Raw genomic sequence first — 24643 nt, 5'->3', positions numbered from 1 at the left:
TCCGCGGAGTCAGGCGCAGCGTTGCGCCGCAGCGGGTAGTTCAGCTGGCGGCAGAGGACGGGAGAAAAAGAAACCCTGGTACTGATCACAGCCCAGCAGATTCAGCAGATCGAGCACTTCGGTGTTCTCAACCCCCTCGGCAACCACACTCAGGCCGAGATTATGGGCAAGGCTGATAATCGAGCTGGCAATGGCCGCATCATGGGCATTGCTGACGATATCCTTAACAAACACGCGGTCGATTTTCAGGTAATCAATGGGCAGATCTTTCAGATAGGCCAGCGATGAATAACCGGTACCGAAGTCGTCGATGGCAATCGACACACCCAGAGCCCGCAGTTCATGCAGCTGCTCCACACTCTGCTGCATATTGTGCACCAGCGTGCTTTCAGTAATTTCCAGCGTCAGCTGACTGGCAGGTAATCCGGATCGGCTTAACGCCCCACTGACCTGTGCCACCAGATCCGGCTGGCCGAACTGACGCGGCGACAGGTTCACCGATAAACGTGCCGTGGAAGGAATCTCCTGCTGCTGCAACCAGTCTGCAAACTGCTGCACCGAATGCTCCAGCACCCAGCGACCGAAACTGGCGATCAACCCGGTTTCTTCCAGTACCGGTATAAACACCACCGGAGACACATCCCCCAGTACCGGATGATGCCAGCGCAGCAACACCTCAACACCGGTAAAGTGACCACTGCTGATATCCACCTGAGGCTGATATACCAGATTCAGTTCGTCGCGTTCCAGTGCATGGTAGAGTGCACTTTCCAGCCCGGCCCGCACGCGGTCGACCGGGGCCTGCTGATCGTCATACAGCAGATAACTGCGGTGATCATCACGCCGCACCTGATGCATCGCCAGCTCGGCATGGCGCAGCATATCGGCGGCGTCACTACTGACCCGGGACGACAGCTCCATACCAATGCTCAGGCTGAGAAAGATCTCGGACCCGGCACAGTGAAAGGGCTGCAGAAACGCCTGGCGTACTTTATCGGCGGTGCGGCTGAGAATCTCTTCATCAGGAATATTGTCGAGCACGACGGCAAACACATCGCCGCCGATTCTGGCCAGCGTGTCCGAACGTCGCAAAGTCCCCTGTAAACGGCGGGCGCAGGCGATCAGCAGCTCATCGCCGGCGGCGTAACCATGTAGCTCATTCACCACACGAAAACGCTCCATACCAATGTACAGCAGACCGGTATGAGTTTTATGGCGCAAGCCCTGCACCAGTGCGTGGTCGAGTCGGTCGAGAAACAGGCTGCGATTGGCCAGACCGGTCAGTGGGTCGTGATACAGCCCACGATTACGGTCTTTTTCACTGCTGGCGCGAATACGCGCACGCTCAGCCGTGCGCTGCAGGTCGTCATTCAGGTTCACCACAACTTCCTGTACGCCCAGGCCGATAAGCATCAGCTCTTGCGCTTCACTGGCTTCTGCAATCAGCGCAGCCTGGGGGATAACCGCCCGTATCTGGCCGATCAGCGCTGCGTAGTCACCGCTTTGCTGGCGACCAACAACGACAACCCCCTGTTCATCCGCCAGCCAGCGATGCACCAGATCATCGACAGACGCGCACAGACATACCTCGAAGCCACTGCAAGTCACTCCTGCAGCGGTATTCTGAGTCAGAACCAGCAAGCGCGGCATAGCCACGGGAAGCACCTGATTGTCTGGCATAGCGACCGTTCATGAAGATATGAAGATATGAAGACTCAGTATAGTCAGCCGCGGCCAAAGGTCGCTCAGGTCAGAGGGAATTCATAATAAATGGCAAGAAAGGAAAGGACACTCCCTGCCGGAGTGCCCTGATTGGCCGGATTCAGACGGCGACCGGCGCCTTGATGTGCGGATGAGACTCGTAGCCTTCGATTTCAAAGTCTTCGAATTTGTAGTCAAACAGGCTGTCCGGTTTGCGCTGAATTACCAGCTTCGCCAGTGGCAGCGGCTCACGACTGAGCTGCAGATCGGTCTGCTCCAGATGGTTGGCATAAAGATGCACGTCACCGCCGGTCCAGACAAAGTCACCCACTTCCAGATCACACTGCTGCGCCACCATATGCACCAGTAATGCGTAACTGGCGATGTTAAACGGCACGCCAAGAAAGATATCAGCACTGCGCTGATACAGCTGGCAGGACAGTTTGCCATCGGCAACGTAGAACTGGAAAAACGCGTGGCATGGAGGCAGTGCCATGTTGTTCACTTCTGCGACGTTCCAGGCACTAACGATCAGACGGCGGGAATCCGGATTGTTCTTAATCTGGTCAACCACCTGAGTAATCTGATCAATATGACCACCGTCCGGGGTTGGCCAGCTGCGCCACTGAGAGCCGTACACCGGACCAAGGTTACCGTTTTCGTCGGCCCATTCGTCCCAGATGGAAACGCCATTTTCTTTCAGATAACGGATATTGGTATCGCCACTGAGGAACCACAGCAACTCGTGAATAATCGAGCGCAGGTGCAGTTTCTTGGTGGTCACCAGCGGAAAGCCTTCACTCAGGTCAAAGCGCATCTGATAACCGAAACAGCTGTAGGTGCCGGTTCCGGTACGGTCTTCCTTGAAGATGCCGTTTTCGCGCACATGGCGCATCAGATCGAGATATTGTTTCATGCTTTGCTTTCCCCATTCTGTGGGCTGCGATAGGCAATGACCAGCAGCACCACACCAAAAATAATCATCGGCAGACTCAGCAGCTGACCGCGGCTCATCCAGCCGAACAGATCGAAACCAATATGAGCGTCCGGTTCGCGGAAGAACTCCGCAATACTACGGAAAACGCCATAGCCGATCAAAAACATTGCGCTGACAGCCTTCTGTGGGCGTGGACGCGACGAGTAAAACCACACAATGACAAACAGCAGGAAGCCTTCCAGCGCTGCCTGATACAGCTGTGACGGATGACGAGGCAACTCCCCGGCACGCGGAAACACCATGGCCCAGGGCACTGACGCCGGATCGGCCACACGCCCCCACAACTCACCACCGATAAAGTTTCCGAGGCGTCCGAACATCAGCCCCAGCGGCACAAACGGCGCGCCGAAATCGGCGATCTGGAAGAAACTCTTTTTGTACTTATGGCCGAACCAGGCAATCGACAGCACGACACCGAGCAGACCACCGTGGAACGACATGCCACCTTCCCAGACCCGCAACAACCACAGAGGATCTTCCAGAAACTGTGGGAAGTTGTAAAACAACACGTAGCCACAGCGGCCCCCCAGAATGACCCCCATGGCGCCGAAGAAAATCAGATCGGAGACCTGCTCTTTGGTCCAGCCAGACCCCGGCTGTGACGCGCGGTAATTGCCCAGGCCCCAGGCCGTACCAAACGCCAGCAAATACATCAGGCCATACCAGTGAACCTGCAGCGGTCCGAGGCTGATGGCAACGGGGTCTATATCGGGATAGGTAAGCATCCGGTCTTCTTCCTTGGGTTACTACGTGATGGGCGCAGGGATACCACGCCCGGATTAATGCCGTATGACAACGTCAGAACAGTAAAAATTTCAGGCCCACAACGAACAACAGCAAAGCAAAGCCTTTTTTGAGTTTTGCCTGATCCAGTCGGTGGGCCAGACGAGCGCCGACTTTCGCGAACGGCACGCTGGTCAGCACAATACCGGCAATCGCTGGCCAGTAGAGAAAGCCGGTCGTCCAGGCAGGTAAACCTTCAGCGCTCCAGCCAGCAAACACGTTACTGACTGCACCGGTAATCGCAATTGGTAAGCCACAGGCAGCCGAGGTCGCGACGGCCTGACGCATAGGCACCTTCATCCAGGTCAGGTACGGCACCGTAAAGGTGCCTCCACCGATGCCAAACCAGGATGAACCGAAGCCAATCACACCACCTGCAGTCACCAGCCCCGTCGTACCCGGGCGTTTGCCATCACTGCCAGGTTCAATGCCAAAGAACATTTTCACGGCCAGCAGCAAGGCGAACACACCGATAATATTCTGCAGCACAGGGCCCGGCACCGAGGTGATCAGAGATACGCCGATAGCCGTACCAACCACAATACCGATACTCAGCATCGCCACCAGCGACCAGTCGACAGCACCATTGCGATGATGCTCGCGTACCGAACTGATTGAGGTAAATACAATGGTCGCCAGCGAAGTAGCGACAGCCATATGGGTCAGCACGGCTTCACTGATCCCTTGCGCAGTGAACGTCAGAACCAGTACCGGTACGATCACCATGCCGCCCCCGATACCAAACAAACCAGCCAGCACGCCAGCCAGTGCACCCACTGCGAGGAAAATAAGAAAGGTAAGCATTCACTCTGCCGCGTTAAATTTCCGGGCAGGCATTATGACCCAATCGCGAGCGGAAAGCAGGCTGCCTTTACCCACCTCTGCTTTCGGGCTACCGTCTCCGCTCCTGCACCGGAAGCGGTGCACAAGCATTAACTGGAGAACCGCAGAGTGTGCCTGATCGTTTTTGACTGGCAGCCGGGTCAGCCCTGCTGGCTGCGAATGGCCGCCAACCGGGATGAATTCCACCGTCGTCCGACAGCACCATTACAGCCCTGGCAGGATAATCCTGCCATCGTCGCCGGACGTGATCTGGAGCAGGGTGGCACCTGGCTGGGCGCGTCTCATCAGGGCCGGATTGCCGCACTGACCAACGTCCGTGCACCGGGAGCCGGCCCCCAACAGCCGCTGTCGCGGGGCTTGCTAGCCAGCCGCTGGCTTGGCGGCCACGGCAGCGCCGAAACATTCGTCAGCGAACTGATCGATAACGCCGGAGAATATGCGCCGTTCAATCTGTTAATTGGTGATCAGCAGCAACTGCTATATGTCACCAACTACCCAAAGCCACACTGGCAGGTCGTCAGCCCCGGCGTACACACCATGAGTAACGCCGCACTCAATACACCATGGCCGAAAACTCGCCTTGCCAGTAAACAGATACTGCAGCTCGACCAGTGTTCAGCACAAACTCTTGCCCATCTGCTTGACCGGCGCCAGCCATGGCCAGATCAGGAACTGCCCGCAACAGGAGTACCGCCGGAATGGGAACGCATGCTGTCGGCACAATTTATCGTTTCGCCGGCGTACGGTACTCGCTGCTCCACCGGCCTGGTGGCAACAGAACAGTCGATCACCCTGCATGAAATCAGCTGGAATGCCGCTGGCGAACAACAGGCCAGCAATGAGCAGCAGCTGGCACTGTTAAAACGCGACAATCACGCCGATTCCGGGGGCTGACAAAAAGCCGTCAGCCCCCGGCCAGTTACAATAAAACGCGATAACTTACTGTTTTATTTACAGTCTGTTTTCCGACGCCAATTCTGGTTGCACTCGTTTACAAAATTCTTAGAAAGGTAGCGCGATTCGCGTCACATTTTTGCGAATCGGCGTCCATACTTTTCTGCATGAACAGAGTAAATCCGTCTCAGAAGCCGCAACGCGTACTGACTATGACCAGCGTCATCGCCCTGGTCTGCATCGGTCTGCTGTTCGCCGCTCTGGCTGCCAGCATCAATACCAAGCCGTATATGCCGCCCAAGGTGGCGCAGAAATATATGGAGCAGTGGTTAATTGAATCTGCCCGCCACGTTGCCGGCGAAGTGCGACTCAAGCATGTTCAGGCCATTGAGCCTTTCTACCTGCGCCGCGACTACCAGCCGGTGTGGATGAACAGCTATGAGCTGACGGAAGCGGGCCATGAGTTACTGCAGGTGCTGCGTGAAACCGCCGCCGATGACTGGCGTAACTATGGTTACGAGCTGGCCACGCTGGAACGCGAAACCAATCGTCTGTCCAATATTCCCAAGCAGGCTACCGCAGTTGAAGTATTGCTGACTGACGCCTTCATTACTTACGCCCAGCAAGCGCTGAACGCTGAGCTGTTACCGGATACCGGAGAAGGTGATCACCCATCGATTCGTAAAGTAGCAGCGACCCATTCTGGTAAAGACATCAGCGAGATCAATGAAGAAGACATTGTTCGCCTGCTGAGTGACTCGGTACGCCGCAACGAGCTGTCAGCTCTGGTCGAGAAGCTGACACCATCTCACCCCGGCTATCGCAAGCTGCGTAAGGAACTCAACCGGTATCTCAGCATTGCCAACTCGGGCAACTGGTACCCACTGCCGGATGAGATGACCATCAGCCAGGGCGAGCGTCACCGTCTGGTGCCACATTTGCGCTGGATGCTGAGCCAGTACGGCGATCTGCAGAAAGGTGCACTGTCGTGGCTGTTCAAGGACGCCGAAGAACGCACTCGCGCACCTGCGGAACATGAAACCTATGACCTGAACCGGGCCGAATTCCTGTTCGATGACAGCCTTGCAGAAGCGCTGCGTCATTTTCAGCGACGCCACAATCTGGAAGTCAGCGGCAGCCTGAATACACAGACCCTGACCTGGCTGAACATTCCGCCTTACCAGATGGCTCAGAAGATAGCGCTTAATATGAAACGCTGGCGTCATCTGCCATCCGAGCTGGGTGAGCGCCATATCATGGTTAACATGGCGGACTACCGTCTGCAGCTGATGAATGGCAACTCCGCTGAGTTGGATATGAAAGTAATCATCGGCAACCTGCAGCGCCGTACCCCGGTAATGGCACAGAAGATCAGTACCCTGGAGCTGGCTCCGACCTGGTCAGTGCCACGCCGTATTGCCGTATCCAGCCTGCTACCGAAGATTCGCCGCAACCCGGGCTATCTGGACGAGAAAGGTTATCAGGTGATTGGCCGTGTCGGCGGTGTAGACCAGTACATTTCGCCGAAAGACATTAACTGGAAGAAACTCAGTGCATCCTATTTCCCATACCGGCTGGTGCAGAAGCCGGGCGAAGATAACGCACTGGGCACCATCAAATTCCTGTTCCCGAACGACAAGGATATCTACCTGCACGACACCTCTCAGCCTCAGCTGTTTAACCTGGACAAACGAGCGCTGAGTTCAGGCTGCGTACGTGTTGAAAAACCGAGATTACTGGCCGAGAAATTACTGCGTGGCCAGCAGGGCTGGACACGTAATCATATCGATTCGGCCATCGACCAGAATCGCACCACACGCATCCGACTGCAGGATGAAGTACCGGTTTACCTTATGTACTGGACCACCTGGGTTGACGAAGAAGGCTCTCTTCAGGTGCGTGAAGACGTTTACAGCCGCGATCTGATTGCCGGTTTGCCGCCGGTAAACCCTGCCGTCAGCCTCTGACGGCACATCTTTCCTTCATTTCACGCCACAAAAAGTCGGCGTTACATAAATCTGTATGACTTATGTAACGAATTGCACGAAGCGGAACTGTTGCCAATTCCTTCTGGCAACGTTTTGGCATACTCCCCGCAATGATCACGAAACAGACAATAAATAGTCATTGGGGAACTGAGTCATGCTGGACCGACGTCACTTTCTGAAACAGGCTGCCACACTGGGAGCAGCTGGCGTAACAGCCCCTTTGCTGTCACCCGTCGCAAGCGCAGCACCAGCTCAGGGAGAACGCACCCTGCGTGTTTACAACATTCATACCGGCGAAACTGTCACCAGCACTTTCTGGGCTGAAGGTCAGTATTTGGACGATGGATTACAGGCACTGGACTTCCTGGTACGCGATCACCGCACCGATATGGCGATGGCGATGCAGAAACAGCTGTATCAGAACATGTACCAGTTGCAGACCCTGTTTGACAGCCATGAGCCACTGTATGTGATCTCCGGCTACCGGGCACCGGCGTCAAACTCCAGCCTGCGGGAACACAGTGCCGGCGTTGCGGAGCACAGTCTGCATATGCAGGGCCGGGCGATTGATATCCGCATTCCCGGCGTTTCGCACCGTCACTTACACCGGGCCGCACTGGCCATGGAAAGTGGTGGCGTAGGCTACTACCCGAAGAGTGGTTTTATTCACATAGACACCGGCCGCGTCCGTCACTGGACTGCCTGACAGAACGCAAACAGGCTCCCTCAGGAGCCTGTTTTTTAAGTACCCGCGTCAGGTACGCAATGGTCCGATAATACGCCCGAAGCCAGCCTTCTCCAGCGCCAGCTGAACCATAGAAGCAATAACCGGCGCACTGTCGATACGCAACACATCATCCACCAGCGTCTCTGCCCACTGCTGGCTGACGCCGCGAATCACTGACTTCACTTTTGGCAGGTTGGTGGCATTCATCGACAGCATGTCGTAGCCCATCCCCATCAAGAGTACCGCTCCCAGCGGATTACCCGCCAGTTCGCCACAGACACTCACCGGTTTACCGATGCTGCTGGCAGCATCGGCAATCATCTTCAGTGCATTAAGTACCGCCGGGTGGAATGCCTGATAGAGGTCAGCTACGCGAGGGTTATTGCGATCTACCGCCAGCAGGTACTGAGTCAGGTCGTTACTGCCAACGGACAGAAAATCTACGCGCTGACCGAGATCACGGATCTGATATACCGCCGCAGGGACTTCAATCATCACCCCGACCTGAGGCATTTCAATCTTATATCCGTCTTCCAGCAGCTCCGCATGGGCACGATAAACCAGATGCAATGCCTCATCGACCTCACCAACGCTGGTGATCATCGGCAGCATAATGCGCAGGTTGTTAAGACCCTCACTGGCTTTCATCATCGCCCTCACCTGCACCAGGAAAATTTCCGGGTGATCCAGGGTGACACGAATACCACGCCAGCCAAGGAATGGGTTCGCTTCGCTGATCGGGAAGTAAGTCAGGGCTTTGTCACCACCAATATCCAGGGTGCGCATGGTCACCGGTGCCGGTGCAAAGGTCTCCAGCTGGATACGGTAAATATTCTGTTGCTCGCTTTCACTGGGAAAACGATCCTGCATCATGAACGGCACTTCGGTGCGGTACAGGCCTACGCCCTCGGCACCGCGCTCAAGACTGCGCACCGCATCGGTGATCAGGCCGGTATTTACCCACAGTGGGATACGGTGACCATCGGATGTTTCTGCCGGCAGGTTACGCAGGCCCTCAAGATCTTTCTGCAGCGCCTGTTCTTCTTCGTAAATCGCCTGATACTGCTCTCGCAACTCATCATTCGGGCTTGAATACATGTGCCCGCGATAGCCATCAACAATGATATCCAGGCCGTGTAACTGCGCATACGGGACGTCGACCACCCCCATAACCGTCGGGATACCCATCGCCCGTGCCAGAATGGCAACGTGGGAGTTAGACGAACCTTTCACCGAGATCAGGCCACGCAGTTTCTGCGGCGGCACTTCACCCAGCATCGCCGGTGTCAGCTCCTCACTGATGAGGATAGTGTCGTCGGGAAAGTCATACTCCTCAGCGACCTCATCATTGCCCTGCAGGTGCGCCAGAATACGCGTACCGAGGTCAATAATGTCGGTGGCACGCTCACGTAGATAGACGTCTTCCATCATCTGGAAATGCCCAACGTACTGCATCACCACCTGACGCAACGCACCCTGTGCCCAGTTGCCTTCTTCGATCCGTGCCCGCACTTCCGCGCCCAGCGCCTGATCATCGAGCATATTCAGGTAAACATCGAACAGCGCCATTTCTTCCGGACGCAGTTCGCTGGACAGTTTTTTACCCAGTACGCGAATCTCGTTACGCGCCGCTTCCAGTGCGGCCTCAAAGCGCTCGATCTCTTCGTCAATAGATTCGGCTTCTTTATCCACGACGGCCCCCAGATCGGCCGCTGGCGTAATAACAAAAGCGCGGCCCAGTGCCACTCCGGGGGAACCCGGCGCACCGGCAAAACGGGTGCTCTTTTTACGCTCTGTGGTTTCAGGAATTTCGAGGATATTGCCGGTCGCTTCAGCATGGGCAATAACCCCCGCCAGCTGCGCCGACATCGTCACCAGAAACGCTTCTTCGCCAGTATCAAACTGGCGGCTGTCACGCTGCTGAACAACCATCACGCCCATCAGACGCTTGTGATGAATAATGGGCACACCGAGGAAAGAGAGAAACGGGTCTTCGCCAGTTTCTGACAGGAAGTGAAAACGCGGGTGCTCCGGCGCATTATCGACGTTAATAGGCTCTTCACGGGAGCCGACCAGACCGACCAGACCCTGCGAAGAGCTGAGGCTCACACGGCCAACAGCCTCCTGCTTAAGACCCTCAGTTGCCATCAGCACATAGCGCTTGGCATCCGAATCGTACAGGTAGACCGAACACACCTCAGTGGCCATGGCTTCGCGAATACGCGCCACCACCACTTTAAGTGCATCGCTGAGATCAGTGGCAGCACTGACCTCCTGTACGATCCGTCTGAGAATATCGAGCATTCGTTATCAGCCCGCCCTTCGTTGCAGTTTCGCTATCCGAGGTGCCAGTTCAGTCATGGCGCGACGGTATACATCCCGCTTAAAAGCCACTACGCGACCCAGCGGGAACCAGTAACTTACCCAGTCCCAGCCATCAAACTCCGGCTTATCACTGGCTTTTACATTAATCCGCGACTCATCGCTGACCAGTCTGAGCAGAAACCATTTCTGTTTCTGACCAATACAAACCGGCTTATTGTCATGACGTATCATACGCCGCGGCAAGCGATAACGCAGCCAGCCACGGGTACAGCCAAGGATCTGAACATCCCTGGCTTCCAGTCCGATTTCTTCCATCAGCTCGCGATACAGAGCTTTCTCAGGGGACTCCCCCTGTTTGATTCCCCCCTGGGGGAACTGCCAGGCATCCTGACCAATCCGCCGTGCCCAAAGTACCTGTCCTTTGTCATTACAAAGGATGATTCCGACGTTGGGGCGGTAACCATGTTCGTCAATCACAATGCCGTCCACTAACTTGTTTCTGGTTCAAACCTTGCCGATTTCAGGCAAAAGGTCAAGCAGACAGCAACGCACTGCGGCTGTCTGACTGGTCCACAGCCGGGAAGTTACGCTTCCGGTCTTAGCACTTAGAACCAATCGTCTGCTTTTTATCTGTAGTCAAAACTCAGAATTATAAGGAAAGTATGCGCTGTTGCCCTTAGAATAGCGACTAAATTTCTAACGATTCTGACACTAAGGCGGACTGCCGTGGCACTGGCGATTTTTGATCTTGACCACACCCTGCTCGATGGCGACAGCGATCATGCGTGGGGGCAGTATCTGGTCGATGCTGGTCTGGTTGATGCTGAGGTGCACAAGCACCGTAACGACCACTTCTACGAACAATACAAAGCCGGCACGCTCAATATTCATGAGTACCTGGAGTTCGCTATGAAGCCACTGACACAGTACTCACTTGAAGCCATGCTGGCGGAACGGGAGAAGTTCCTGCAGCAGCGTGTTGTCCCGCTGATTTCACAGAAAAGCCGTGATCTGATCGCGCACCACAAACGCCTTGGCGATACCCTGCTGATCATTACTGCGACCAACGGCTTTGTCACCTATCCGATTGCTGAGTTACTGGGTATCGATCACATTATTGCTCCGCACCCTGAATTCATTGATGGTGGCTATACCGGTAAAACCGTCGGCACCCCAAGCTTTCAGGGTGGAAAAGTAGTTCGCCTCAATGACTGGTTAAGCGAGCAGGGCTACGAGTTGCAAGACAGCTGGTTTTACAGTGATTCGCACAACGACCTGCCACTGCTGGAGATCGTCGACCATCCGGTCGCCGTCGATCCGGATGACAAGTTGCGGACGATTGCCGGACAGCGAGGCTGGCCGGTTATTTCATTGCGAGACGACGCGTAACAGGGAGACGCTGGCGTGAAGCACCAATCCATTATTCTGTTATCCGCACTGCTGGCGTTGACGGCCTGTGACCAGAATAAGCAAACGATGACCCCGGTCACGACCAGCAGTAAGACACCGGTAACCACTGCGGCGCTGGATTCCGATGAAGCTGGCGCCTACACCGCGCAGCTTGGCCTGCGTGCTTACACCAGTTACTCAGCGGCGGCGCAGAAAGCTCAGGCTCTGGACAGTCGCTTGCAGTCCTACCTGTACCACCCGAACCCGATGTCCCAGGCAGAAGTGCAGCAGGCTTGGCGCGACGCTTACAGCGCCTATCTGCACACCCTGGTTTTCACCTTTCTGCCGATTAATGATCCACCGGACTGGTTCAAGCAAAACATCGATCTGCAGCACACTCTGGTGCTGCTCGACAGCTGGCCAATTGAAGGCGGTTACATTGATTACCTGCCGGGCTACCCGTTCAGCGGCATCGTCAATGACCTGACCCTTGAGCTGAATGAAGAGTCAATGCTGGCCCAGCATGGTTTTTCCGATCCGAGCTACGCCAGCCTGGGTTATCACGCCTACGAATTCATGCTGTGGGGCGCCGATGGCAAACGCTCACCGCGTGATTTCTTCCCGCAGGAAAACTCCGCACCTGTGGTCATTCCCAGCGAAGGTGGCCACATAGCAGACGATGCAGAGCAAACCGCAGGGGAGTCAGGCGATGTCGCTGATTCCGCTGCTGCCGCATTAACCGTCGAGGTGCAGAACCATAATCGCCGCCGTCAGTACACACAGCTGATCAGTGAGCAGGTCCAGAAACACCTGCATCGCCTGCAGCGCCGCTGGGAACCAAGCAATGGCTACTACGCCACTCTGGTACAGCGCTCAGAGCCGCAACAGGTGGTGGCCGCGACCCTGATGGCAGCCCAGTCACTGCTGTCAGAGGAACTGCTGGGCAAACGCCTGCAGGGAAACAGCAGCGAGTTCAGCCAGACCACCTCGCAGGATATTGGCGCCCTTACTGAAGGCATTCGTCAGTTGTTTCTGGCCAGCACTGATGATCTGCCATCCGGCCTGTCGCTGTTACTACCAGACGATGCCGGAGCGCCATTACAGCAGGAATGGCAGGACCGTTTTGTCGCGATCGAAAGTGCTCTGCAGGCCTGGAGCGAAGAAGACAATCAGAGCAACCGTCAGCAATGCCGTGAGCGTCTGATTGAGCTGATGTCGGTAGTGAAGAAGACCGCCAGCCAACTGAATATCCCATTGGCTGGCGACTGAGCCAGCCGTTAACGGGTCGGCAGTACGCGGGCAAAGACAGCTTTCAGGTAGCGGGTTTCCGGAATAGCCGGAATCACAGGGTGATCTGCCCCCTGACTGCCCACGTGCTGAATCAGAACTTCGCGATCCAGCTCTCGTCCCAGATTACGCAGCATATCCGGCAGACGATCTTCCGCCAGGTGCATCGAGCAGGAACCACTGACGATCAGACCGTCCTTACTCAATAAGCGCATAGCAATCTGATTGATGCGCTTGTACGCCTGTTCACCAGCCTTGATATCCTTACGACGAGGAATAAAGGCTGGCGGATCAACGACAACGACATCAAAACGTTCACCGTTATCGCGCAGCTGCTTCAACGCGGTGAAGGCATCACCTTCCCAGCAGTGCATTTTCTCCTCAACGCCATTCAGTGCCGCGTTCTGCTCAACCCAGTCCAGCGCCTGGCCAGACGCGTCCACACAATGCACTTCAGCAGCACCGTGATTGGCAGCCTGTACACCCCAGCCACCGATATAGCTGAACACGTCCAGCACACGCTTACCTTTTACCAGGCGGTTAAGCTGCGCACGATTCTCGCGGTGATCGTAGAACCAACCGGTCTTCTGACCATGGATGACCGGAGCCATAAAGCGCGTATCGTTTTCCACCAGTGGGGCGCAGTCATCTTCAAGCTCCCCCTGAATAACGTCGACGTACTCAGGTAAACCTTCCACCGCCCGTAACTTGCCGTCGTTCTTGAAAACAATGCACTCAGGTTTCACCACTTTATTGATGGCGTCTGCGATGTCCTGACGGCGCAACTCCATCGCCACACTGGAAATCTGAACCACCACCACATCACCAAAACGGTCGATGACCAGACCCGGCAGGCCGTCACTATCGCCATAGACCCAGCGGTAGCAGCCATGCGGGTACCACAGCTCCCGGCTGCTGAGGGCGATTTTCAGACGGTGAACAATCTGCGAACCATCCAGACGAGCACTGGCATCGCGACTGAACAGACGTGCGCAGATCAGCTGTTCCGGGCTGGCAACCGCCACGCCCAGCGCTTTACCGGCTGACGTTTCGATGATCACTTCACTGCCGGCCGACACGCTCTTCAGCGGCGTCTGGGCGGTATCCACCTCATTGCTGTAGACCCAGAGGTGCCCTCCTTTAAGGCGACGTTCGGCTTTGGCTTTTAAACGCAGGACAGGCAGCATCTGGAGATTCCCCGGGGATGGTTACAAAAGAAGCGCATTATACGCATTATGCGCCCGGCATACTGAAAATCAGCTGCTATTCTTAGTGAGTTGCTTTCATTACCCGGCCGCTATCTACCCAACTGACTGCCTATGACTCAAGAGCTATCCGAAGAACAGGTAAACCGCATCCTGCAGGGCATTAAGATCCCTCCGCAGCCACAGATACTGGTGGACCTGCAAATGGAGCAGATCATGCCGAACCCGGATATGAACCGGATCTCCAAACTGATCAGTCAGGACGTTGGCCTCGCCGGTACCATTCTGAAAGTGGTGAACTCACCCTTCTACGCACTGAAAAACCGTATTACGTCAGTGCAGCAAGCGGTCAGTCTGATGGGGCTGAACAGTGTCATTAACATCATCAATGGCTTATCCATCAAGAGCCAGATGAGCGATGAAACCATCGTTAACATGAACCGTTTCTGGGACACCGCCAACGACATTGCTCAGGTGTCTATGTCGGTTGCTAAACAGGTGGGTTACCCCAACCCGGATATGGCCTATCTGCTGGGGCTGTTTCACAACTGCGGCATTCCACTACTGATGGCGCGCTTCGATAATTACCTCGAGATAATGGAAGAGTCCTACGCCCACCCGGAGTTGCGTGTGGTCGATGTCGAAAATCAGCGCATGAACACCAACCATGCGGTGATTGGCTACTACACCGCCAAGTCCTGGAACCTGCCGAAGCTGCTGTGTGATGTGATTGCCGAACACCACAGCGCCACCCGCTACTTCGCCACCAACGATCATCGCGACTCAGAAGGCAAAACCCTGCTGGCAATTCTGAAACTGGCTGAACATATTTGTGGCAACTTCCGTATTCTCGGCAAGCAGGCCGAAGATCTGGAGTGGCAAAACATCAGTGCCGAGGTAATGACCTATCTGGGGCTGGGTGAATACGATATTGAACAGATGGAAATGAACTTCGCCGAAATGGGCATCGGCTATCAGAATTATCGGTATTAGTCGGACGTCGGACGTCGGACGTCGGATGTCGGAAGCTGAACGTCGGAAGCTGAACGTCTGACGTCAGACCTCCGACGTCAGACGTTCACCACATCAATCGCGGGCGTTAATGTAAGCCTGCTCGCTCACCGCATGATAGGCGCGGACTTTATCGCGGAAAGTACGGAAGGATTCATACACCTTGCGTGTCATGTCATCGGTTTGTGCTACTTCTGCCACCACTTCATCAGACAGCATCTGCAGCTTCTTCAGCACTTCATCCGGGAATGGACGAACGTCCACGCCGTGTTTTTCTTTCAGTTCAACCAGTGCATTCTGGTTACGCATGGTGAACTCCGACAGCATGTCTTCATTGATCGCTTTGGTCGCTACTTTCACGATGGCCTGCAGATCCGCTGGCAGTTTTTCGAATGCCGGTTTGTTAATCACGAATTCCATCATTGAGCCCGGCTCGTGCCAACCCGGGTAGTAGTAATGCTTCGCCACTTTATACAGACCAAACGCGAGATCGTTGTATGGGCCAACCCATTCGGTGGCGTCGATAGCACCGGTCTGCAGTGAGGTGAAAATTTCACCGCCCGGCAGAGTCACCGGTGTGCCACCAGCACGCGCCAGCACTTCACCACCAATACCCGGAATACGCATTTTCAGACCTTTCAGATCTTCTACGCTGTTGATCTCTTTATTGAACCAGCCGCCCATCTGTACGCCAGTATTGCCACCCGGCATTGGCAGCAGGTTGAACGGAGCGTACACCTCTTCCCACAACTGCTGGCCGCCGCCGTATTCCATCCAGCCATTCATTTCCTGTGCGGTCAGACCGAACGGAACTGAGGTAAAAAACTGCGATGCTGCCGTTTTACCTTTCCAGTAGTAAGCACCACTGTGGCCCATTTCAGCAGTACCCTGTGACACTGCATCAAACACCTGCAGAGCCGGTACCAGTTCGCCCGCTCCATACACTTTAATCTGCAGACGACCGCCGGACATGTCGTTCACCAGGGTAGCGAAACGCTCAGGTGCGGTGCCCAGACCCGGAAAGTTTTTCGGCCATGAAGTCACCAGTTTCCATTTAATGGTTTCCGCAGGAGCAGCCGTTGCTGTCGCGGTGGTGGTATCACAGTCCTGCTGACAACCAGCCAGCATAGCGGTGGCGGTCAGAGCCAGCAGCCAGCGTGAAAAACGTCTCATTTCAGGTTCCTTTTTATTGTTAACGTAATTACAAAGCGTCGAGTTTTGCGAAGCTCGCCACCAACCATTTACTGCCGGCGTCATCGAAATTCACCTGCACACGCAGGCCGTTACCCTGGCCTTCATATTGCAGCACTGTGCCTTCGCCAAACATTTCGTGATACACACGCTGCCCCAGCTGATATGGCACGTTGTCCTGTAACAGCTGACGACCAGTCATAATCTTTGGTGTCGTGCGCGCACTAAGCGGGCGACTGATGGTGTTTTTCAGTCGTACTTCGCTGATCAGCTCCGACGGAATTTCGCGGATAAAACGCGATGGTGTACTGAAGTTTTCCTGACCGTGCAGACGGCGGCTTTCAGCATAGGTGATGATCAGTTTTTCCATTGCCCGGGTAATACCGACATAGGCCAGCCGACGCTCTTCTTCCAGACCATCGGCATCGTCCATCGACATTTTATGCGGGAATAAACCTTCTTCCAGACCCGCCAGAACCACCTGCGGAAACTCCAGCCCCTTGGCCGAGTGCAGGGTCATTAACTGCACCGCATCTTCGTATTCATCGGCCTGGGCGTCACCGGCATCCAGTGCGGCACGATCGAGGAACATCGCCAGTTCATACAATGGGCTGTCTTCGTCGTCACCGTCATCGGCCACTTCATCCGCATCAAACTGACGCGCGGCGTTTACCAGTTCTTCGAGGTTGTCGATGCGCGCCTGGCCTTTCTCACCTTTTTCCTTACGGTGGTGATCAATCAGGCCGCTTTGCTCGATGGCGTGATTCACAATCTCGTGCAGTTCAAGCTCGTCGATGCCGACACTCATTTCATCAACCAGATCGAGGAAGCTTTGCACCGAGGTGGTTGCCCGTTTCGGTAGTGCGCCATTGCGCACCGCCAGGTGCGCAGCGTCCCACAGGGAGCAACCCTGATCACGGGCAAAGGTGCGCAGCAGGTCGACGGTTTTTTCGCCGATAGCACGCGCCGGTACGTTTATCACACGCTCTACCGAGCCGTCGTCATTGCGGTTCAGCAGCAGGCGCAGATAGGCCAGTGCATTTTTAATTTCCAGCCGTTCGTAGAAACGCTGGCCGCCATAAATACGGTAAGGAATGCCCGCCCGCAGTAACGCTTCTTCCAGCGTGCGTGACTGTGCATTGGAGCGATACAGAATGGCCATTTCCCGGCGTTCGCGTCCGTCGCGCGCCCAGGCATCGACCTGATCGGCGATATAACGCGCTTCATCCTGCTCGTTAAAGGCGCTGTACAGACTGATGGTTTCGCCTTCCGTGCCTTCGGTAAACAGGTTCTTACCGAGGCGGCCACCGTTGTTGGAAATCACCGCGTTAGCCGCACCAAGAATGGTTTTGGTCGAGCGGTAATTCTGTTCAAGCTTAATCAATTCGGCGCCGGGAAAATCCTGCTGGAAATCACGAATATTGCCGATGTTGGCACCGCGCCAGCCATAAATAGACTGGTCATCGTCGCCTACGGCCATCACCGAAATATGCTGGCCCGCGAGCATACGAATCCAGGCGTACTGAATATTGTTGGTGTCCTGAAACTCGTCCACCAGAATATGGCGGAAGCGCTGCTGATAGTGCGCCAGCAGATCCGGATGATTGAGCCACAGCTCATGGGAGCGCAGCAGAATTTCACCGAAATCCACCAGACCATTCTGCTGACAGGCCTGCTCATACAGCTCGTAAACATCGCGCAGGGTACGGGCAAACGGGTCGGCGGATGGAATAACGTGCGCCGCACGACGGCCTTCGTCTTTCTGCTCGCTGATGTACCACTGAATCTGCTTTGGCGGATAACGGCTGTCGTCGATGTTGTTTTCTTTCATTACGCGCTTGATCAGGCGCAGCTGATCATCGCTGTCGAGAATCTGGAAATGCTGCGGCAGACCGGCTTCACGCCAGTGTAGTTTCAGAAAGCGATGGGCCAGACCGTGAAACGTCCCCACCCACATACCATTGGCGGGAATATTCAGCAGCTGTTCGAGACGACCTTTCATCTCTTTCGCCGCTTTATTGGTAAAGGTTACCGCCATCAGCGCGAAGGGCGACACACCCTCAACCTGCAGCAGCCAGGCAATACGATGCACCAGTACACGGGTCTTACCCGAACCGGCCCCGGCCAGCACCAACTGATGACGGGAACTGGCCGCCACGGCGTTGCGCTGACCATCATTCAGTTGATCAAGAAGCAATGAAATATCCATGCGCCGCAGTCTACCAAAGGGCGCAGGAAAAGACTGCTTTTTTGTACAGTAGTCAGCAGCAAAGCGGGCCAGTCGAGGACTGAGATGGCCTTCTCAATGAAAACGCTTTTATAATCAGCGGCTGTGTCCCACAAGGAAACCTGCTGTGAAAAACAGTCCTATTCTCTCCGAGATCGCTGCGGCCATTCCCGGCCTGCGCAAATCGGAAGTTAAAGTGGCCGAGTATGTACTCAAGGCGCCACAGCAGGTTATGCACATGCGTATTGTCGACCTGGCTCAGGAAGCGCAGGTCAGTGAGCCCACCATCGTCCGTTTCTGTCGCGGCATTGGCTGCAACGGCTTTCAGGAATTCAAGGTCCGTATCGCGCAGGAAATGGCCATTGCCAATAACATTGGTCAGTTCGCTATCGCCGAAGACGACAGCATCGAAGACATCTGCGACAAGATTGCCGACACCACCATTCAGCGCCTGCATCAGGTGAAAACACAACTGCGCTATGCTCAGGTTGCTGCTGCTGCTAACGCCATCAGCTCTGCCCGACGGGTAGAGTTCTATGGCTTTGGTGCCTCCGGTGCTGTGGCCATTGATGCTCAGCACAAATTCTTCCGTCTGCAGGTGGCCACCGCAGCCTACAGCGACCCGCATATGCAGGCCATGTCTGCCGTGACACTCAGCGATGAGGATGTCGTGGTAGCGATCTCCCAGAGTGGCCGCACCAAAGATCTGCTGCATTCAGTCGAGTTCGCACAACAGCACGGCGCAAAAGTAGTCAGTCTGGCGCCAGCGAATACGCCACTGAGCCAGGCCGCCGATATGCCTATCTTCATTAACATCGAAGAAGACACCGAGCAATTCACGCCGATGACTTCCCGCATCGCTCACCTGATGGTCATCGATATGCTGGCCGTTGCCGTCACTCAGCGTCGCGGACCGGAGTTTGCCGAGCACCTCAATGCCATCAAGCGCAGCATTAAATCTCTGCGGGTCGATTCCGGACGGCACAATTAGTCTGAAGTAACCGGACCATTTGCGCCATCAGAGCATTCTGGCCAATGGATAGTTTTATTAATTTTATCGCCAACATTGTCCTATACGGCCACACGGCACAAAGTTCGCGGCCTGCAGGCGGACATCGGCATCTGCTGGCCAGTGAAAGCATCTTGGTTAAGACCTTACGAAGTGTCATTCTTTTGCAACGAATAAAAAGAAAAATCGCAGCAGGATTTACTGTGATCAACCAGAGGGAAAGATAATGGAAGCAGCAATGAAATTCGAAGCCCACGAAGAAGTTGTCTCCTTTGATCAGGAAGGCAAAGTCGTTGTTAATAAAGACTCCCAGATGTCAAAGAAACTGATGGCACGCCGTGCTATTGAAGCCCACCTGGAACGTAAGCGACTGGAACGCGATCTGGAAGATTTCTACGCCGAAGAAATCTGACTAAAAAAAATCCAATAAAAAAGCCGGTCAGTTTCCTGACCGGCTTTTTTATTTCGAGCGCCTCATGCCCCATCCAAATGCAAACAAGACCAATAAGAAAGAATATTCAACAGCACCACCAGTGTCTGTTGTTGTTACTTCCTGGGTCGTTACTGAAGGACCTTCATCCTGAACAGTTTTTATAATCCGGTTAACGAGATCTGTTTCTAATATGTCTGCAACTAGTCCTGTCGCTATATCTGAAATAGCATCTCCGGCAACCGTCGCATCAGTATTCTGTGCAGAGCCTGCGGCAGCGACGCTGGTCGTTTCTTCACCAGCTTCAAGTGTCACCCTCAAGCCAATATGAACCCCTTCATCATCAAACGTGCCTTCACCATCATAAGGTGAAGCAAAAAAACTGTTTAATCCTGCTCCAGAACTAATACGGAAAGGGCTACCTGCAGCAAGCGTCATACGAGAATCTGTTGTGCCAATCATAAACGTCAAACCTGATTCACTTACAGCCTGTGCTACACGAAGTCCACTAAATGTCACAACATCATTATAAGTTTCATATCCTCCACCAGAAACGATCCCCTGATCAGGGTCGAAGGTTTCAAAGACGGATATTTCAACAGGATCGAAAAGATCGTTATTCGTCAGAACATAAGAAAACAACATCGCATTTTGGCTATCAGACACTTTTATTGAACGTACGAAGCTAACGTTCTTCCCCGCCCAATTAATAATACCGGTAACATCAACCTGATTAGCAGAAACCTTCGTTACCGATACAGGAATAGCAGTACCGCCATTTGTATAGTTAATCCGGAAAGTGGATGTATCACTGCCAATCTGAACCCCCCAGTCGGATACATGTGCTCCCTGCCCAAAATAATCCACACCATCCATTACATAAGAATCTATTGCTCCATTATCATTTCTGATAGTAATGGTAAGGTGACCATTAGTAATTATTTCTGCCTGGGCTGAAAAACCAAAAATCAGCACAACTAAGGCCACTATTCTTAGCATATTGAAAGTCCTGTTCCGTTATATATCCATTCTTTGCAAAATATTCTTCTGAAAAATATTTTACAAAAAATAGAAAAGCGGTCTGAAAGACCGCTTTTCATAAGCTCCCTTACTGAGCAGTAATGTCATTCAGTGTAGTAATGACAGGATCATTGCTATCCCATTCGCTTTGGATAGTTCCACCAGTCAAACCAAAGGTATCGCCAGTCGCGATTGGGTCGCCTACCACAGCAACGGTAACCGTTAAAACACGGCCAGTTGGATCCAGTGAAGCACTAGTCCCATTGGCTGTATTAATAATTCCAGTGCCAGCTGTTGTCAGTGTAAACGCCAAGTCAACCTCTGCACCGGTCATAGATGAAGCAGAAGCGGCACCGAAAGAGTTCTGCAAATCAATACGGTGAGAGAACCGATATACAACAGAGAAACCTGTTGCAGCGTTGGCAAAACCAGTTGGTAACGGGGTAGAAGTTTCAAAAACGCCTGCATCATCACGGATCACAATACCCGGAATATCAACCAAGCCGGCACCACCATCCCAGTTCGCCCAGGACACACCACGCAAATCTTCTACATCACGAGTCAGGACAACGCCGTGAGCTGCATCTGCATTGGTATTATCGTCATCATGGTCATACGTGCCACGATCAAACAGTTGTTCACTGTCGATATCACCGAAGACGCTGCGAGGAATTGTAACAGTAGCACCAGATACCGTGACATCAGCGGTATCAACAGTGAAGGTTTTATCGCCTGATAAGCCATCAAGAATAAACTCGGTACCATCAACAACCGATACGTTCTCGTTATAAGTCAGAATGATCTTCTCACCGTTATAGACAGCAGATACCGGCATCGGTGGCATCAGATCGTTTACAACCACTTTCGGATTGTTCGCTGCTGTTGCAGTATTACCACTGTTGTCGGTGATATTACCGGTAAAGTCGATCACACTGCCATGGTCAGTATTGGCAAAGGCAATGACATCAGGAACCGTCACATTAATCAGATCAGCCGTTACCGGATTATTCTGATCATTAACGACGACATCATTCTGGACTTTCCAATCCGACAGAGACTGGCTGGCATTATGAGTCGGGGTTCCTGTCAGAGTGACATCTTCAGACATGGCGATACCAATCTTACGATCACCCACAGCCCATGCAGCAAACGCTTTGGCGTCATACGCAGTGGTACCGAACGGCAAGCCAGAAGTATCGACCTGAGCGTTGCCATTTGAGTCGATATCCATCAGATCGCGAACAGCAGTCCAGGTATCACCAACCGGTAGCGCCGGAGTTTCACCCACCTGAGGCGTTAACAGACGCGGGGTAATATTCAACAACGGCGTACCAACCGTTGCCGTAGTGATGTCAGACAGCTCACCACCGTTACCATAATTCAGACCCACAACAGAAGTCGTACTATCACCAGCACCATAACTGTTTTGCAGTACAGTGGTCGGTGCGAGCTGATCGGTCAGAACCACAGAGGCAATACCATCCTCAGAACCAAAATCGGTGAGCGAAGCGATGCTCAGTGTCCAGCCGGGCTCCACACTTTCTGCCAACAGATCTACCACTCCCTGGAAGCCATCGTTCAGAGTCAGGGTTACTGCCGTGGTGCCATTGTTGGCCAATGTGCCGACCAGCGGAGATACATCCAGGGTCAGGAACTGAGCAACGCCCAAGGCATTTTTCAGTTCTAACTTGTAGGCACTTGCCTCAGTTGTACCATCAATAGTGAACTGCACACGAGCCACATCGGCTGCCACTGCAACCGGGGCGCCAGCTAAGCCTGCTTCACCGTATGTAGCATCTGATAATGCTTTGAGACGGTCTTCACTTTCCGGTTCATTCAGTTGTTCTATCGAGACATCACCGCTGCGCAGAGTACCTGTATCGACATCAATAAAGGTCGAATTCAGTCCCTGCAGAATTTCAAATGCGCTATCGCCACCGTCTTCCAGCTGCTGGGTCAGGCCAACCACAGCACCGGCCTCAGTAATGGGGTCGGCAAAAGTTTTCAGGGTCAGTTTCAGCGAATTGCTGTTGCCCAGGGTTACGTTCGCATCATATGCGGGAGTTGGCTGACCTTTAAAGGTTCCGACCACCCCAGCATCCAGTGCATTACCAGCAATGTCCTGAAAATCCATTTTATTCAGATAGATTTCAAAGGTGTTATTAGCCGGAATGGGGGATGCAGTAGTAATGGTAACCGAACGACCATCTGCACTCAGCACCGGCTGGCCCTGTAACGCCACTGCCGCCTTGGCAGTCGTGTTATAAACATAAACTGAATTACTGTCGACGAGGCTCTGCAGAGGCTCAGAGAAATGTACAGTCAGGCCCTGAGTACCGTCCAGATCATCATTCAACAGACCTGTTACTGCGTTAACCACAACGCCAGTCACAGAAGTAACAAATGGCTCAATATCATCCTGAGATGTGATCAGATCCGCGTACACAGTACCGATATTCTGTACAGCGACTTCAGGGGTTGTGGCAAACTCACCGCTATTATTGTTACCGACATTGCCACCGGTTAATGAATCAAGTATCCAGCCGTTAATAGCAATATCAAAATCCGTATCAACCGGCAGATTTTCAAATGTGAAACGTCCTTCTGCATCAGTTGCTGCCTGGTAAATACCTACACCGTAACTGGTACCACCACCATTACTATTCTGTACTTGCTGCTGGTTTACACCATTAACTTCGAGAACTTCCAGACCAATAACTGCGTTCGCCACAACCTCACCGGTCGCATTATCACGTAACACACCCGTTACTGTGGATTCAAGGGCAGGAATAACAGTCACACCCGCAGACACTGCTAAGCCATCAGTAGTAACAATAGCTAGCAGAGCGTCTTCAGTATTGGTGTGATCACCATCAACCGTTTGAATAATAGTGCTGGCCTGTGGGGTTACAGAGACCGTTGCCGCTAAATATTTAACACCCTCAACACTATTAGCCGGCACAATCGAAACCTGTATTGGCTGCGCATTAGCAGTGTCTGCATTACCGGTAAATCCTGTTACCGCTACATTAGGAATCGAATACGCACCATTAGCATCTGAAATGGCAGATGCACTACCAATACTTACCCTGGCGCCCGCAACAGGATTGCCGTTGGTATCCTGCACGATACCCAGAATTTCAGCTCGAGGGGTCACCTGATCGGTAACCGAAATGCGGCTGGCGTCTTCCTGAACGGTAGTTGATGTTGTTGTAGATTTATCACCATCGACCAAACAACCTGTCATCAGCGTTGTAGAGGAGACAAGAGCAATAGCAGCAGCCAGCTTGGCTTTTTTAAAAATCGAATGTTCCATCGGTTCCTTCCTAAGCAGAGAGTAAGCCATGGGGTATGGCGAATCAGAATGAAATCAGGGAAGGACGCTGGAGTACGCAGATGCGAAGATTCCATTGCGCAGCAAAAGAGACCATCCCTGTTCTCAAGAGCGGGTATTCTTGCAAATGACTGTCACGATTACGACATACCAAATGCCAAATACAGCACTTTAGCATTAGTTTTTGTCACAGAATGTCTGATGTAGTTCACACTCTGTTTTCGTCCGGGTTTATTGCTCCCAACAAAAAAGCCGGCCCACATCAGGGCCGGCTTTTTTATT

At 53.6% G+C, this 24643-nt stretch carries 19 protein-coding genes; 8 read left to right on the top strand and 11 right to left on the bottom strand.

Translation table 11 applies throughout. The features are described 5' to 3' along the window. Positions 1–9: 9 nt before the first annotated feature. The 4 genes from I9W95_RS00550 to I9W95_RS00535 all read right to left on the bottom strand — a co-directional run bounded on the left by I9W95_RS00550 (position 10) and on the right by I9W95_RS00535 (position 4285). Positions 10–1650, bottom strand: coding sequence for a putative bifunctional diguanylate cyclase/phosphodiesterase (locus tag I9W95_RS00550; RefSeq protein WP_225670706.1), 1641 nt, complete (start codon positions 1648–1650; stop codon positions 10–12). A 172-nt stretch (positions 1651–1822) separates the two neighbouring features. After that, positions 1823–2617, bottom strand: coding sequence for a thymidylate synthase (gene thyA / locus I9W95_RS00545; RefSeq protein WP_225670629.1), 795 nt, complete (start codon positions 2615–2617; stop codon positions 1823–1825). Next, entirely contained in the window at positions 2614–3423 is an 810-nt protein-coding gene (gene lgt / locus I9W95_RS00540; RefSeq protein WP_225670626.1) for a prolipoprotein diacylglyceryl transferase, read from the bottom strand. Before lgt ends, thyA begins: the two co-directional genes overlap by 4 nt. Before the next feature lie 73 nt (positions 3424–3496). After that, a complete protein-coding gene (locus tag I9W95_RS00535; protein ID WP_225670624.1) occupies positions 3497–4285 on the bottom strand; it encodes a sulfite exporter TauE/SafE family protein in 789 nt (262 codons plus the stop codon). Between the two features lie 147 nt (positions 4286–4432). Here I9W95_RS00535 and I9W95_RS00530 point away from each other — a divergent pair, with 147 nt between their 5' ends. The 3 genes from I9W95_RS00530 to I9W95_RS00520 all read left to right on the top strand — a co-directional run bounded on the left by I9W95_RS00530 (position 4433) and on the right by I9W95_RS00520 (position 7912). After that, complete coding sequence (locus I9W95_RS00530) at positions 4433–5218, top strand: NRDE family protein (RefSeq protein WP_225670623.1); 786 nt, start codon at positions 4433–4435, stop codon at positions 5216–5218. 167 nt (positions 5219–5385) lie between these two features. Next, the gene (locus I9W95_RS00525) at positions 5386–7185 is read left to right on the top strand and encodes a L,D-transpeptidase family protein (RefSeq protein ID WP_225670621.1); all 1800 of its coding nucleotides are present in this window, start codon (positions 5386–5388) and stop codon (positions 7183–7185) included. 175 nt (positions 7186–7360) lie between these two features. After that, positions 7361–7912, top strand: a complete 552-nt coding sequence (locus I9W95_RS00520; protein ID WP_225670619.1) for a DUF882 domain-containing protein — start codon at positions 7361–7363, stop codon at positions 7910–7912. A 48-nt stretch (positions 7913–7960) separates the two neighbouring features. Here I9W95_RS00520 and ptsP read toward each other — a convergent pair whose 3' ends face one another. Next, a complete protein-coding gene (ptsP, locus tag I9W95_RS00515) occupies positions 7961–10237 on the bottom strand; it encodes a phosphoenolpyruvate--protein phosphotransferase (protein ID WP_225670617.1) in 2277 nt (758 codons plus the stop codon). 6 nt (positions 10238–10243) lie between these two features. Further along, complete coding sequence (gene rppH, locus I9W95_RS00510) at positions 10244–10735, bottom strand: RNA pyrophosphohydrolase (protein WP_225670615.1); 492 nt, start codon at positions 10733–10735, stop codon at positions 10244–10246. A gap of 249 nt (positions 10736–10984) precedes the next feature. Between rppH and I9W95_RS00505 the strand changes: the two genes are divergently transcribed. Then, on the top strand, positions 10985–11647 hold the full coding sequence (locus tag I9W95_RS00505) for a histidinol-phosphatase (protein WP_225670613.1): 663 nt from the start codon (positions 10985–10987) through the stop codon (positions 11645–11647). A 15-nt stretch (positions 11648–11662) separates the two neighbouring features. Next, positions 11663–12916: an imelysin family protein gene (locus I9W95_RS00500; RefSeq protein WP_225670611.1), complete on the top strand. Its 1254-nt coding sequence runs from the start codon at positions 11663–11665 to the stop codon at positions 12914–12916. Positions 12917–12924: 8 nt separating this feature from the next. Here the strand turns inward: I9W95_RS00500 and I9W95_RS00495 are convergent, their stop codons facing one another. Further along, positions 12925–14121 (bottom strand): class I SAM-dependent rRNA methyltransferase, encoded by a 1197-nt coding sequence (locus tag I9W95_RS00495; protein WP_225670609.1) that lies wholly within the window; start codon positions 14119–14121, stop codon positions 12925–12927. A gap of 132 nt (positions 14122–14253) precedes the next feature. Here I9W95_RS00495 and I9W95_RS00490 point away from each other — a divergent pair, with 132 nt between their 5' ends. Further along, positions 14254–15132: an HDOD domain-containing protein gene (locus tag I9W95_RS00490; RefSeq protein ID WP_225670607.1), complete on the top strand. Its 879-nt coding sequence runs from the start codon at positions 14254–14256 to the stop codon at positions 15130–15132. Positions 15133–15225: 93 nt separating this feature from the next. Here I9W95_RS00490 and I9W95_RS00485 read toward each other — a convergent pair whose 3' ends face one another. After that, on the bottom strand, positions 15226–16323 hold the full coding sequence (locus I9W95_RS00485) for a TRAP transporter substrate-binding protein (RefSeq protein WP_225670605.1): 1098 nt from the start codon (positions 16321–16323) through the stop codon (positions 15226–15228). A gap of 28 nt (positions 16324–16351) precedes the next feature. Continuing rightward, the gene (uvrD, locus tag I9W95_RS00480) at positions 16352–18550 is read right to left on the bottom strand and encodes a DNA helicase II (protein ID WP_225670596.1); all 2199 of its coding nucleotides are present in this window, start codon (positions 18548–18550) and stop codon (positions 16352–16354) included. 145 nt (positions 18551–18695) lie between these two features. Here uvrD and I9W95_RS00475 point away from each other — a divergent pair, with 145 nt between their 5' ends. Next, positions 18696–19559: an SIS domain-containing protein gene (locus tag I9W95_RS00475; RefSeq protein WP_225670594.1), complete on the top strand. Its 864-nt coding sequence runs from the start codon at positions 18696–18698 to the stop codon at positions 19557–19559. Between the two features lie 256 nt (positions 19560–19815). Continuing rightward, entirely contained in the window at positions 19816–19989 is a 174-nt protein-coding gene (locus tag I9W95_RS00470; protein ID WP_225670593.1) for a PA3496 family putative envelope integrity protein, read from the top strand. Positions 19990–20037: 48 nt separating this feature from the next. On the opposite strand, the gene I9W95_RS00465 is transcribed toward I9W95_RS00470, so the two are convergent. Then, a complete protein-coding gene (locus tag I9W95_RS00465; RefSeq protein WP_225670591.1) occupies positions 20038–21006 on the bottom strand; it encodes a hypothetical protein in 969 nt (322 codons plus the stop codon). 109 nt (positions 21007–21115) lie between these two features. Further along, the gene (locus I9W95_RS00460) at positions 21116–24343 is read right to left on the bottom strand and encodes a carboxypeptidase-like regulatory domain-containing protein (RefSeq protein ID WP_225670589.1); all 3228 of its coding nucleotides are present in this window, start codon (positions 24341–24343) and stop codon (positions 21116–21118) included. Between the last annotated feature and the right edge of the window lie 300 nt (positions 24344–24643).

Origin of the sequence: Thalassolituus marinus (genome assembly GCF_020320395.1) — a bacterium.
Taxonomy (GTDB): domain Bacteria; phylum Pseudomonadota; class Gammaproteobacteria; order Pseudomonadales; family Oceanobacteraceae; genus Venatoribacter; species Venatoribacter marinus.
This window is presented reverse-complemented; position numbering and strand designations above follow the sequence as displayed.

Coding starts and splice junctions, on each gene's coding strand:
- I9W95_RS00550 (WP_225670706.1), bottom strand. CDS start 1,650: ATGCCGCGCTTGCTGGTTCTGACTCAGAATACCGCTGCAGGAGTGACT.
- thyA (WP_225670629.1), bottom strand. CDS start 2,617: ATGAAACAATATCTCGATCTGATGCGCCATGTGCGCGAAAACGGCATC.
- lgt (WP_225670626.1), bottom strand. CDS start 3,423: ATGCTTACCTATCCCGATATAGACCCCGTTGCCATCAGCCTCGGACCG.
- I9W95_RS00535 (WP_225670624.1), bottom strand. CDS start 4,285: ATGCTTACCTTTCTTATTTTCCTCGCAGTGGGTGCACTGGCTGGCGTG.
- I9W95_RS00525 (WP_225670621.1), top strand. CDS start 5,386: ATGAACAGAGTAAATCCGTCTCAGAAGCCGCAACGCGTACTGACTATG.
- I9W95_RS00520 (WP_225670619.1), top strand. CDS start 7,361: ATGCTGGACCGACGTCACTTTCTGAAACAGGCTGCCACACTGGGAGCA.
- ptsP (WP_225670617.1), bottom strand. CDS start 10,237: ATGCTCGATATTCTCAGACGGATCGTACAGGAGGTCAGTGCTGCCACT.
- I9W95_RS00495 (WP_225670609.1), bottom strand. CDS start 14,121: ATGCTGCCTGTCCTGCGTTTAAAAGCCAAAGCCGAACGTCGCCTTAAA.
- I9W95_RS00490 (WP_225670607.1), top strand. CDS start 14,254: ATGACTCAAGAGCTATCCGAAGAACAGGTAAACCGCATCCTGCAGGGC.
- I9W95_RS00485 (WP_225670605.1), bottom strand. CDS start 16,323: ATGAGACGTTTTTCACGCTGGCTGCTGGCTCTGACCGCCACCGCTATG.
- uvrD (WP_225670596.1), bottom strand. CDS start 18,550: ATGGATATTTCATTGCTTCTTGATCAACTGAATGATGGTCAGCGCAAC.
- I9W95_RS00470 (WP_225670593.1), top strand. CDS start 19,816: ATGAAATTCGAAGCCCACGAAGAAGTTGTCTCCTTTGATCAGGAAGGC.
- I9W95_RS00465 (WP_225670591.1), bottom strand. CDS start 21,006: ATGCTAAGAATAGTGGCCTTAGTTGTGCTGATTTTTGGTTTTTCAGCC.
- I9W95_RS00460 (WP_225670589.1), bottom strand. CDS start 24,343: ATGGAACATTCGATTTTTAAAAAAGCCAAGCTGGCTGCTGCTATTGCT.